The sequence below is a fragment of the Micromonospora sp. NPDC048063 genome, assembly GCF_043202855.1.
Taxonomy (GTDB): Bacteria; Actinomycetota; Actinomycetes; order Mycobacteriales; family Micromonosporaceae; genus Micromonospora.
Map to the genome: position 1 here is coordinate 101,998 of NZ_JBIDBG010000002.1, position 12,459 is coordinate 114,456.

Consider the following 12,459-nt stretch of genomic DNA (forward strand, 5'->3'; position numbering starts at 1 on the left):
GCGGCCCGCCATAGACCACAGGAGTTACCAGACCATGCAGCGCAGCAAGAGCTACCGCAAGGCCGCCGATGTCATCGACCGGTCCAAGCTCTACACCCCCGCCGAGGCCGTGAAGCTGGCCAAGGAGACCACCAACGTCAAGTTCGACGCCACGGTCGAGGTCGCGATGCGCCTCGGCGTCGACCCCCGCAAGGCGGACCAGATGGTCCGCGGCACGGTCAACCTGCCGCACGGCACCGGTAAGACCGCCCGCGTGATCGTCTTCGCCGCCGGCGCGAAGGCCGAGGAGGCCGTCGCCGCCGGTGCGGACGAGGTGGGCACCGACGAGCTGGTCGCCCGGATCCAGGGTGGTTGGCTCGACTTCGACGCGGCGATCGCCACGCCGGACCAGATGGCCAAGATCGGCCGGATCGCGCGGATCCTGGGCCCGCGCGGTCTCATGCCGAACCCGAAGACCGGCACGGTGACCATGGACGTCACCAAGGCCGTCTCGGACATCAAGGGCGGCAAGATCACCTTCCGGGTGGACAAGCACTCCAACCTACACCTGATCATCGGCAAGGCCTCGTTCTCCGAGACCCAGCTGATCGACAACTACGCGGCGGTCCTCGACGAGGTCCTGCGGGCCAAGCCGTCCGCCGCGAAGGGCAAGTACCTCAAGAAGGTCACCCTCACCACCACCATGGGCCCGGGCGTCCCGGTCGACCCGAACCTGGTGAAGAACCTGCAGGAGGGCTCGGCCGAGGGCTGAGCACCCGCACCCGTGACGGGGCGTCGCCACACCGTGGCGGCGCCCCGTTCCCTTTCCGCTGTGGCATGCTCGGCCGGGTGCGACTGGAGAACGTCTGGCTGCGGTACCGGCGGCGCGGGCCGTGGGTGCTGCGGGAGACGGATGTGCGGGTCGGTTCCGGTGAGGTCGTGGTCGTGCTCGGCCGCAACGGCGTGGGCAAGTCGACCCTGCTCCAGGTGGCGGCCGGGGTGCTGCGGCCGAGCCGGGGGCGCGTGATCGACCGGCCCCGACACGTCGGTTGGGTCCCGGAGCGTTTCCCGGCCGACCAGCCCTTCACCGTCGAGCGCTACCTGACCGCCATGGGTCGGGTCGCTGGCCTCGATCCGGCGGCGACGGGCCGGGCGGTCGACCACTGGACCGACCAGCTGGGCCTGGCCCGGTTCCGCCGGGTCCGGCTGCCGGAGCTGTCCAAGGGCACCGCCCAGAAGGTCGGCCTGGCCCAGGCGATGCTGCGTACCCCCGGCCTGCTGGTGCTCGACGAGCCGTGGGAGGGCCTCGACGCCGCCACCCGGGAGCTGGTGCCCGCGGTGATCGCCGAGGTGTTGGCAACGGGCGGGTCGGTGCTGGTCAGCGACCACCGCGGCGAGATCGCCCGGCTGCCCGGCGCCCGCCGCTGGACGGTGGCCGACGGCACGGTCACCGAGGGTGCGCCACCGGCCGACGTGGCGATGGTGGTGGTCGAGGTCGCGGTGCCGGCCGCGCGGGTCGCCGGCACCGTCGCCCGGTTGCGCGCCGAGGGCCATCACGTCCTGCGCGTACGCCCCGAGGCGCCGACCCCTTCCGGCACCCCGGACGGGGTCGCGACCGCCGAGGGGACGGCGGAGGTCGGCGCGGCGGAGCCGACCGGTCCGGCCACCGGGGGAGCGCGGTGACCGCCCTGCTCCGGCTGCGGCTGGCCGGCTTCCTGCGGACGGGGGGCGGGCCTTGGCGCCGCTGCTCGCGGGCCTGGTGGCCCTCGGCGTCCTCTACGGCGGTGGCCGGGCCCAGCCGGGAGAGGCGTACGGCGTCTCGGCGGTGGTGCTCTTCCCGGTGCTGGCCTGGCAGACCAAGGTGCTGCTGGACGTGGAGCCCGACGTGCAGCGCCGGTTGGCCCAGGCGCTGGTCGGGGTGCGCCGGGAGCGGCTGGCCGGCCTGCTCGCCGCCGGCGTGGCCGGGCTCGGCACGGTGGTCGTCGCGCTGGTCTTCCCCTGGCTGGTCGGCGGAATCGCCGGCCCCGTGGGGCCGGACGACCGCTCGGTGCCCCTCGGCATCGCCGTCGGCCTGTGGGCGCACCTGCTGGCCGTACCCGCCGCGGTGGCGCTCGGGGCGCTGGCCAGCCGCGCCTGCGCGGGCAGCGCCGGCTACGGCGTCGCGGTGCTGGCGCTCGGCGGGGTCGGCGCGGTCGCCCTCGGCCTGAGCGGCTCGGTGGCGCCCTGGTTGGCGCCGCCGGTGATGGCGACCGCGCGGGCCGCCGCCGGCGACCTGGCCGCGCCGACCGTGGCGCTGCTGACCGGCTGGGCCGCGGCGTGGAGCGCGAGCGCCGGGGCGGCCTACCTGTGGCGGCGTCGCACCCGGCCCTGACCGGCGGCCGCACCCCGGGTCCCACCGGAGGGGTGACGTGGCGCACCCGGGGGGCGATTTGGTGGTCAGGGCACTCTTCGCGTAACCTTGGCGCGAAGTTCCACCCAGAGACCGCTGGTCACCGTGCCCCGGCACGGTCGAAGGTCCCGCGACGACGGGCGACCCGCGCAGGGCGGTAAGCGAAAATCGGTGCTGAGCACGGTCCGCCGACTGTGCCCGCGTCCGGCCCTCGCCCCGTGCGCCCTGCGCCGGGGCTTTCTCGTTCTCGTGATGCCTCCGTTCCCGTCGAAAGCTCCGGCCGACGACGGTGACCAGCCTCGAGCAACGAGAGAGGAGGGACATGGCGGACAAGCCGATCCGGGCCGACAAGGCCACGGCCGTCGCTGAGCTGACCGAGAGCTTCCGCAACGCGGGTGCCACGGTGCTGACCGAGTACCGCGGTCTGACGGTTTCCCAGCTCACCCAGCTGCGGCGCTCGCTCGGTAAGGAGACCAGCTACACGGTCGCGAAGAACACGCTCGCGAAGCGTGCCGCGTCCGACGCTGGCATCTCCGGTCTCGACGAGATGTTCACCGGTCCTACCGCGCTGACTTTCGTTTCGGGCGACGTCGTCGAGGCGGCGAAGGGGCTTCGCGACTTCGCGAAGGCCAACCCGAAGCTCGTCATCAAGGGCGGTGTCTTCGAGGGCAAGGCCATTTCCGCGGCCGAGGTCACGAAGCTCGCCGACCTGGAGTCCCGTGAGGTGCTGCTGGCCAAGCTGGCCGGCGCGATGAAGGGCAACCTGAGCAAGGCCGCGGCCCTGTTCCAGGCCCCGCTCTCCAAGGCCGCCCGTGCGGCGGCCGCCCTGGCGGACAAGCGCGAGAAGGAGGGCGCCGAGGCGGCCTGAGGCCCCGCGGCGCACCCAGTTCTTACCTAACAGATTCAGGAAAGGACGCCAGACATGGCGAAGCTCAGCACCGACGAGCTGCTCGACGCGTTCAAGGAGATGACGCTGATCGAGCTCTCCGAGTTCGTGAAGCAGTTCGAGGAGACCTTCGAGGTCACCGCCGCGGCTCCGGTCGCCGTCGCGGGCCCGGCCGGCCCGACCACGGCCGCCCCGGTCGAGGAGGAGAAGGACGAGTTCGACGTCATCCTCGAGGCTGACGGCGGCAAGAAGATCCAGGTCATCAAGGTCGTGCGCGAGCTGACCGGCCTGGGCCTCAAGGAGGCCAAGGACCTCGTCGAGGCCGCTCCGAAGGCCGTCCTGGAGAAGGCCAACAAGGAGACCGCCGAGAAGGCCAAGGCCAAGCTCGAGGGTGAGGGCGCCAAGGTCACCCTCAAGTGACCTGAGGTCGACCAGGCGCGCGTCCGGCTCACGTGAGCCGGGGCACACCGCGTCACGGCGGGCGGTGATCCGACAGTGGATCGCCGCCCGCCGTCTTGGTGGCCCCGGTCGCAGCGCGGTGAGCAGGGCGTCCACGCCTGGCGTCGGCGCGTACGCGGTGCGTGGCGATAGCCCGTGGGTGGGAAAGACGGGGCGACCCGGATGCCGGCCCTTGACGCGGCCCCGGGCTGACAGGCACGCTGACACCAGCAAGACCTTCCGCGCTTGCAACGGCCACCACTTGGGTAATGGCAGCGGCAGCACCATCGGCCGCCACACCCGAGCGGCCCGGCAGGAACGTCGCGTTCCGAGCGGCCCGGTGAGACCCGGTTCCTGGGGGTCCCGAGGCACGTTCCGCGACGACCTGCGGGGTGGGCTGGACAGCGGTTAGCCTCTCGGCTACACTGCTAGTTTGCGCTGCCTTCCGGCTTGACCCCTGCTCGGAAATGTCCGTTTACGGATAATTCTGGTGGGGTCATTGGAGTGCACGCGTACCAGCCGTTCTGCAGCACCGGTCCTCGGAAGGACGCATCTTGGCAGCTTCCCGCCCTGCGAAGACCAGTCGTACGTCGAGCGCATTCGCTCCCCGCCGAGTCTCATTCGGCAGGATCACCGAACACCTCGAGGTCCCCAACCTCCTCGCCATCCAGAACGAGTCCTTCGACTGGCTCGTCGGCAACGAGGCTTGGCAGGGCCGGTCGGCGGACGACCCGCACGCACGCTCGGGTCTCGCGGAGATCCTCGACGAGATCAGTCCCATTGAGGACTTCTCCGGCACCATGTCGCTCTCCTTCTCGGCTCCGCGCTTCGACGAGGTCAAGGCCTCGATCGAGGAGTGCAAGGAGAAGGACCTGACCTACTGCGCCCCGCTGTTCGTGACCGCGGAGTTCACCAACAACACCACCGGCGAGATCAAGAGCCAGACGGTGTTCATGGGTGACTTCCCGATGATGACGCCGAAGGGCACCTTCATCATCAACGGCACCGAGCGCGTCGTGGTCAGCCAGCTCGTCCGGTCCCCGGGCGTCTACTTCGACAAGCAGCCGGACAAGACCTCCGACCGCGACCTCTCCAGCGTCAAGGTCATCCCCAGCCGGGGTGCCTGGCTGGAGTTCGACATCGACAAGCGCGAGACGGTCGGCGTTCGCATCGACCGCAAGCGCCGGCAGGCCGTCACGGTGCTGCTCAAGGCCATCGGTTGGTCGGCCGAGCGGATCCGCGAGCGGTTCGGCTGGTCCGAGCTGATGATGACCACGCTCGAGAAGGACCACATCGCCGGCCAGGACGAGGCGCTTCTCGACATCTACCGGAAGCTCCGCCCTGGCGAGCCGCCGACCCGCGAGAACGCCCAGACCCTGCTCGACAACCTCTTCTTCAACCCGAAGCGGTACGACGTCGCCAAGGTCGGGCGTTACAAGTTCAACAAGAAGCTCGAGCTGAACGTGCCGATCACCACCGGCACGCTGACCGAGGACGACATCGTCGCCACCGTGGAGTACCTCTGCCGGCTGCACGCCGGTGAGGAGGGCTACGAGGCCGACGACATCGACCACTTCGGCAACCGGCGTCTGCGTACGGTGGGCGAGCTGATCCAGAACCAGGTCCGGGTCGGGCTGTCCCGGATGGAGCGGGTCGTCCGCGAGCGGATGACCACCCAGGACGTCGAGGCGATCACGCCGCAGACCCTGATCAACATCCGCCCGGTCGTGGCGGCGATCAAGGAGTTCTTCGGCACCTCGCAGCTGTCCCAGTTCATGGACCAGACGAACCCGCTGGCGGGCCTGACCCACCGGCGCCGGCTGAGCGCGCTCGGCCCGGGTGGTCTGTCCCGGGAACGGGCCGGCTTCGAGGTCCGCGACGTGCACCCGTCCCACTACGGCCGGATGTGCCCGATCGAGACGCCGGAAGGCCCGAACATCGGTCTGATCGGCGCGCTGTCCACCTTCGCCCGGGTCAACCCGTTCGGCTTCATCGAGACGCCGTACCGGAAGGTCGTCGACGGTCGGGTCACCGACCAGATCGACTACCTGACCGCGGACGAGGAGGACCGGTTCGTCAAGGCGCAGGCCAACGCGCCGCTGACGGCCGACGGGTCGTTCGCCGAGGACCGCGTCCTGGTCCGCCGTAAGGGCGGCGAGACCGAGGACGTCCCGCCGGCGGCCGTGGACTACATGGACGTGTCGCCGCGGCAGATGACCTCGGTCGCGACCGCGATGATCCCGTTCCTCGAGCACGACGACGCCAACCGGGCGCTCATGGGCGCGAACATGCAGCGCCAGGCGGTGCCGCTGGTCAAGGCCGAGTCGCCCCTGGTCGGCACCGGCATGGAATACCGTGCCGCGGTCGACGCCGGTGACGTGGTGGTCGCCGAGGTCGGTGGCGTCATCGAGGACCTCTGCGCCGACTACATCACCATCCACCAGGACGACGGCCACCGCCGCACGTACCTGCTGCACAAGTTCCGCCGCTCCAACGCCGGCTCCTGCGTCAACCAGAAGCCGGTGGTCTTCGAGGGCGACCGCGTCGAGGCCGGCCAGGTCATCGCCGACGGTCCGTGCACCGACGAGGGCGAGATGGCGCTCGGGCGCAACCTGCTCGTGGCGTTCATGTGCTGGGAGGGCCACAACTACGAGGACGCGATCATCCTGTCGCAGCGCCTCGTGCAGCAGGACGTGCTCACCTCGATCCACATCGAGGAGCACGAGGTCGACGCCCGGGACACCAAGCTGGGCCCGGAGGAGATCACCCGCGACATCCCGAACGTCAGCGAGGAGATGCTCGCCGACCTCGACGAGCGCGGCATCATCCGGATCGGCGCCGAGGTCGTCCCCGGCGACATCCTGGTCGGCAAGGTCACGCCCAAGGGCGAGACCGAGCTGACCCCGGAGGAGCGGCTGCTCCGCGCGATCTTCGGTGAGAAGGCGCGCGAGGTCCGCGACACCTCGCTGAAGGTGCCGCACGGCGAGACCGGCACGGTCATCGGCGTGCGTACCTTCTCCCGAGAGGACGGCGACGAGTTGCCGCCGGGCGTCAACGAGCTGGTCCGGGTCTACGTCGCCCAGAAGCGGAAGATCCAGGACGGTGACAAGCTCGCCGGCCGGCACGGCAACAAGGGCGTCATCTCCAAGATCCTGCCGATCGAGGACATGCCGTTCCTGGAGGACGGCACGCCGGTCGACATCGTGCTCAACCCGCTGGGTGTGCCGAGCCGGATGAACATCGGCCAGGTGCTGGAGACCCACCTCGGCTGGGTGGCCAAGACGGGGTGGAGCGTCGACGGCGACGACGCCGAGTGGAAGCGTCAGCTCCGCTCGATCGAGGCCCACGAGTCCGAGCCGGACACCAACGTGGCCACGCCGGTGTTCGACGGCGCCCGTGAGGAGGAGATCTCCGGCCTGCTCGCGTCGACCCTGCCCAACCGGGACGGCAAGCAGCTCATCGGCTCTTCCGGAAAGGCACAGCTGTTCGACGGCCGCTCCGGCGAGCCGCTGCCGGACCCGATCGCGGTCGGCTACATCTACATCCTGAAGCTCAACCACCTGGTCGACGACAAGATCCACGCCCGGTCGACCGGCCCGTACTCGATGATCACGCAGCAGCCGCTGGGTGGTAAGGCGCAGTTCGGTGGCCAGCGCTTCGGTGAGATGGAGTGCTGGGCGATGCAGGCGTACGGCGCCGCGTACGCCCTGCAGGAACTGCTGACGATCAAGTCCGACGACGTCCTCGGCCGGGTCAAGGTCTACGAGGCGATCGTCAAGGGCGAGAACATCCCCGAGCCGGGCATCCCCGAGTCGTTCAAGGTGCTGCTCAAGGAGCTGCAGTCGCTGTGCCTCAACGTCGAGGTGCTCTCCAGCGACGGTGTGGCCCTCGAGATGCGCGAGACCGACGACGAGGTGTTCCGGGCCGCGGAGGAGCTGGGCATCGACCTGTCCCGGCGCGAGCCGAGCTCGGTCGAAGAGGTCTGAGGTGAGTGGTCGGGGGCCGGCTCGCCGGCTCCCGACCCCACCCACTAGCTAGCAGTACAGACGACGACATAGGGGACATGGTGCTCGACGTCAACTTCTTCGACGAGCTGCGCATTGGCCTCGCCACCGCCGACGACATCCGTCAGTGGTCGCACGGCGAGGTCAAGAAGCCTGAAACGATCAACTACCGCACCCTGAAGCCGGAAAAGGACGGGCTCTTCTGCGAGAAGATCTTCGGTCCGCAGCGGGACTGGGAGTGCTACTGCGGTAAGTACAAGCGGGTCCGCTTCAAGGGCATCATCTGCGAGCGCTGCGGCGTCGAGGTGACCCGGTCGAAGGTCCGCCGTGAGCGCATGGGCCACATCGAGCTCGCCGCTCCGGTGACCCACATCTGGTACTTCAAGGGCGTGCCGAGCCGGCTGGGCTACCTGCTGGACCTCGCCCCCAAGGACCTTGAGAAGATCATCTACTTCGCCTCGTACGTCGTGACGAGCGTGGACGCCGAGGCGCGTCACCGCGACCTCTCGACGATCGAGAACGAGATCCTGGCCGAGAAGCGGCAGGCCGAGAACAGCCGCGACTCGGAGATCGAGAAGCGTGCCGCCAAGCTCGAGGCCGACCTGGCCGAGCTGGAGGCCGAGGGTGCCAAGGCGGACGTCCGGCGCAAGGTCAAGGAGGGCGGAGAGCGCGAGATGCGCCAGATCCGCGACCGGGCCCAGCGCGAGATCGACCGCCTGGACGAGGTGCTCGACACCTTCCGCAAGCTGGAGCCGAAGCAGCTGGTCACCGACGAACTGCTCTACCGCGAGCTGCGGGACCGGTTCGGCGAGTACTTCACCGGCGGCATGGGCGCCGAGGCTATCAAGGCGCTGGTCCAGAACATGGACCTCGACGCCGAGGCCGAGAGCCTGCGCGAGACCATCCGCTCCGGCAAGGGCCAGCGGAAGATCCGGGCGCTCAAGCGGCTGAAGGTCGTCGCGGCGTTCCTGAACACCCGCAACTCGCCGCTCGGCATGGTGCTGGACTGCGTCCCGGTCATCCCGCCGGACCTGCGCCCGATGGTGCAGCTCGACGGTGGCCGCTTCGCGACCTCCGACCTGAACGACCTGTACCGCCGCGTGATCAACCGGAACAACCGCCTCAAGCGGCTGATCGACCTCGGCGCGCCCGAGATCATCGTCAACAACGAGAAGCGGATGCTCCAGGAGGCCGTCGACGCGCTGTTCGACAACGGCCGTCGCGGCCGGCCGGTCACCGGCCCGGGCAACCGCCCGCTCAAGTCGCTGTCCGACATGCTCAAGGGCAAGCAGGGCCGGTTCCGCCAGAACCTGCTGGGCAAGCGCGTCGACTACTCCGGCCGTTCGGTCATCGTGGTCGGCCCGAAGCTCAAGCTGCACCAGTGCGGCCTGCCCAAGCAGATGGCGCTGGAGCTGTTCAAGCCGTTCGTGATGAAGCGGCTGGTGGACCTCAACCACGCGCAGAACATCAAGTCCGCCAAGCGGATGGTCGAGCGGCAGCGGCCGGTCGTGTGGGACGTGCTGGAAGAGGTCATCGGCGAGCACCCCGTCCTGCTGAACCGGGCGCCGACCCTGCACCGGCTGGGCATCCAGGCCTTCGAGCCGCAGCTGGTCGAGGGCAAGGCCATCCAGATCCACCCGCTGGTCTGTACCGCGTTCAACGCCGACTTCGACGGTGACCAGATGGCGGTGCACGTGCCGCTCTCCGCCGAGGCCCAGGCCGAGGCGCGGATCCTGATGCTGTCGTCGAACAACATCCTCAAGCCGGCCGACGGCAAGCCGGTCACCATGCCCACCCAGGACATGGTCATCGGGCTCTACCACCTCACCCACCTCACCGCCGGTGAGCGGGGCGAGGGCCGGGCGTTCAGCTCGGACGCCGAGGCCCGGATGGCCTTCGACAACGGCGAGCTGCACCTGCAGGCCCCGGTGAAGATCCGGCTGCGTGGCGTGGTCGGGGTCGACAACGGCGCCGGCGCCGAGCCGTGGACCGCCCCGGAGGGCTGGGTCGAGGGCGACCCGCTGACCGTGGAGACCACCCTCGGCCGGGTGCTGTTCAACGAGACGCTGCCGCAGGGCTACCGCTTCGTGAACTACGAGATCCGCAAGGGTCAGCTCTCCGCGATCGTCAACGACCTCGCCGAGCGCTTCCCCAAGGTGGCGCTGGCCGCCACCCTGGACGGGCTCAAGGAGGCCGGTTTCCACTGGGCCACCTGGTCCGGCGTGACGATCGGCATGGAGGACGTCATCGCTCCGCCGCGCAAGCGGGAGATCCTGGAGCGGTACGAGAAGGAAGCCGACCGGATCGACAAGCAGTACCAGCGTGGTCTGATGACCGCCGAGGAGCGCCGCGGCGAGCTCATCGAGATCTGGACCAAGGCGACCAACGAGGTCGCCAAGGAGATGGACACCGCGCTGCCGCAGGAGAACCCGCTGTGGAAGATGATCAACTCGGGTGCCCGCGGTAACCTGCTCCAGCTCCGGCAGATCGCGGCGATCCGTGGTCTGGTGGCCAACCCGAAGGGCGAGATCATCCCGCGGCCCATCAAGGCCAGCTACCGGGAGGGTCTCTCCGTGCTGGAGTACTTCATCTCCACGCACGGTGCCCGGAAGGGTCTCGCGGACACCGCCCTGCGTACCGCCGACTCGGGTTACCTGACCCGTCGTCTGGTGGACGTCTCGCAGGACGTGATCATCCGCGAGGAGGACTGCGGCACCGACCGCGCCATCCCGATGCAGATCGGCGAGCGGATCGACGGCAAGCTGGTCGTGCACGAGCACGCCGAGACCAGCGTGCACGCCCGGACGCTGGCCGACGACATCAAGGGGCCGGACGGCACCGTCGTCGCCGAGCGGGGTCAGGACATCAACTCCATCGGGGTCGACAAGATCGTCGCCGCCGGGGTGGAGACGGTCCGGGTGCGCAGCGTGCTCACCTGCGAGTCGAAGCTGGGCGTCTGCGGTGCGTGCTACGGCCGTTCGCTGCCGACCGGCAAGACCGTGGACGTCGGCGAGGCGGTCGGCATCATCGCCGCCCAGTCGATCGGTGAGCCGGGTACGCAGCTGACGATGCGTACCTTCCACACCGGTGGTGTCGCGGGTGAGGACATCACCCAGGGTCTGCCCCGTGTCCAGGAGATCTTCGAGGCCCGGGTCCCGAAGGGCAAGGCGCCCATCGCCGACACCCCGGGTCGGATCCGGATCGAGGACGGCGAGCGGTCGCGGAAGATCATCGTGGTGCCGGACGACGGCAGCGACGAGATCGTCTACGACAAGATCTCCAAGCGGGTCCGGCTGCGGACCCACGACGGCGACCACGTCGAGGTCGGCGAGAAGCTCACCGAGGGCACCATCGACCCGCACGAGCTGCTGCGCATCCTCGGCCCGCGCGCGGTCCAGGTCCACCTGACCCAGGAGGTCCAGGAGGTCTACCGCTCGCAGGGTGTGCTCATCCACGACAAGCACATCGAGATCATCATCCGCCAGATGCTCAAGCGGGTGACGGTCATCGACTCCGGCTCGACCGAGTTCCTGCCGGGCGTGCTGGTCGACCGGGCGCTGTTCGAGTCGGAGAACCGCCGACTCGTCTCCGAGGGCGGCGAGCCCGCCGCCGGTCGCCCGGTGCTGATGGGTATCACCAAGGCCTCGCTGGCCACCGACTCCTGGCTCTCGGCGGCCTCCTTCCAGGAGACCACCCGGGTGCTGACCGACGCGGCGATCAACTCGCGCAGCGACTCGCTCGTCGGCCTCAAGGAGAACGTGATCATCGGTAAGCTCATCCCGGCCGGTACGGGCATCAGCAAGTACCGCAACGTCCGGGTCGAGCCGACCGAGGAGGCGAAGGCCAAGGTCTACTCGATGACCGGCTACCCGGAGACCGACTACGGCTTCGGGCCGGCCAGCGGCCAGGCGGTTCCGCTGGACGACTTCGACTTCGGGTCGTACCGCTAAACAGCACGGACGACGAGGCCCCCGGCAGCCGCCGGGGGCCTCGTCGTGTCCCGGGATCGGCCGGCCCGATCCGGCGGGGCCGGGGCATGATGGAGGGCATGACGACCGCACCCGGGCAGGCGCCCGTCGCCCCGCCGGTGCCGCCGCGCCACCCGCTCGACCCGGACCCGGCCCGGGCCACCAAGGCGAAGGCGGTCTTCGCGCTGGGCCTGATCGGCGCGCTGACCGGCCTGTTCGTCGGCGGCGTGGTGCCCGCCACGGTGGCGCTCCAGCTCGCCCGGCAGGCGCGCCGGGAGGCGTACGCGTCGGGGGGTTTCCTGACCGGTGCGGCCTGGCTGCGCCAGGGGGAGCGGCTGGCCTGGACGGGCCTGGTCCTGGCCGCGGTCACCGTGGTGGCCGCGGTGGTGGTCGGGGTGGTCCGCCTCGCCGACGCGCCCTACGGGCAGGACTTCGCGCCGAACGTGGACTGACCGCCCGGGGGAACGGGTCCCGCCGGGAGTGGGCCGTCCGCCCGCCGGCGGTAGCCTGGCCCGGTGTCCGTCGCGCGGCGGTGGACGCCGAGACGTCGACAGGAGGACCCGTGACGGAACCGGCGCGCTTCCCGGGCAGCGACCCCGCGGCGCCCCCCGCCACGCACCCGGACGCCGCCCCGTCCGACGCGGGGCAGTGGGCGCGGCCCGACGCGGCTGCCCCGTCCGCCCCGACGGGATACCCGCCACCGTCCACGGCCGGCGGCTGGGGCACGCCTTCGGGCCCGGGTCCCGGCACGCCTCCCGGGGCGGCTCCAGGCCCGGGTCCCGGCACGCCTCCGGG

At 70.2% G+C, this 12,459-nt stretch carries 8 protein-coding genes; all 8 read left to right on the plus strand.

Features of this window, described 5'->3' with window-relative positions; translation table 11 throughout:
* Positions 1-34 precede the first annotated feature (34 nt).
* Positions 35-751, plus strand: coding sequence for a 50S ribosomal protein L1 (gene rplA / locus ACGFZ2_RS05215; protein ID WP_393264980.1), 717 nt, complete (start codon positions 35-37; stop codon positions 749-751).
* Positions 752-828: 77 nt separating this feature from the next.
* Positions 829-1,662, plus strand: coding sequence for an ATP-binding cassette domain-containing protein (locus ACGFZ2_RS05220; RefSeq protein WP_393450477.1), 834 nt, complete (start codon positions 829-831; stop codon positions 1,660-1,662).
* Between the two features lie 52 nt (positions 1,663-1,714).
* Positions 1,715-2,350 (plus strand): hypothetical protein, encoded by a 636-nt coding sequence (locus tag ACGFZ2_RS05225; RefSeq protein ID WP_393450480.1) that lies wholly within the window; start codon positions 1,715-1,717, stop codon positions 2,348-2,350.
* Positions 2,351-2,690: 340 nt separating this feature from the next.
* Positions 2,691-3,236, plus strand: a complete 546-nt coding sequence (gene rplJ / locus ACGFZ2_RS05230) for a 50S ribosomal protein L10 (protein WP_091102532.1) — start codon at positions 2,691-2,693, stop codon at positions 3,234-3,236.
* A gap of 54 nt (positions 3,237-3,290) precedes the next feature.
* On the plus strand, positions 3,291-3,674 hold the full coding sequence (rplL, locus tag ACGFZ2_RS05235; protein WP_393264986.1) for a 50S ribosomal protein L7/L12: 384 nt from the start codon (positions 3,291-3,293) through the stop codon (positions 3,672-3,674).
* A gap of 572 nt (positions 3,675-4,246) precedes the next feature.
* Positions 4,247-7,678, plus strand: coding sequence for a DNA-directed RNA polymerase subunit beta (locus ACGFZ2_RS05240; RefSeq protein ID WP_393264987.1), 3,432 nt, complete (start codon positions 4,247-4,249; stop codon positions 7,676-7,678).
* An 80-nt stretch (positions 7,679-7,758) separates the two neighbouring features.
* A complete protein-coding gene (locus tag ACGFZ2_RS05245; RefSeq protein WP_393265052.1) occupies positions 7,759-11,646 on the plus strand; it encodes a DNA-directed RNA polymerase subunit beta' in 3,888 nt (1,295 codons plus the stop codon).
* 98 nt (positions 11,647-11,744) lie between these two features.
* Positions 11,745-12,116, plus strand: a complete 372-nt coding sequence (locus ACGFZ2_RS05250; protein WP_393264989.1) for a hypothetical protein — start codon at positions 11,745-11,747, stop codon at positions 12,114-12,116.
* Positions 12,117-12,459 lie beyond the last annotated feature (343 nt).

What these genes read in the sequence shown, in the direction of transcription:
- rplA (WP_393264980.1), top strand. Translation starts at nt 35, where the DNA reads ATGCAGCGCAGCAAGAGCTACCGCAAGGCCGCCGATGTCATCGACCGG.
- rplJ (WP_091102532.1), top strand. Translation starts at nt 2,691, where the DNA reads ATGGCGGACAAGCCGATCCGGGCCGACAAGGCCACGGCCGTCGCTGAG.
- rplL (WP_393264986.1), top strand. Translation starts at nt 3,291, where the DNA reads ATGGCGAAGCTCAGCACCGACGAGCTGCTCGACGCGTTCAAGGAGATG.
- ACGFZ2_RS05250 (WP_393264989.1), top strand. Translation starts at nt 11,745, where the DNA reads ATGACGACCGCACCCGGGCAGGCGCCCGTCGCCCCGCCGGTGCCGCCG.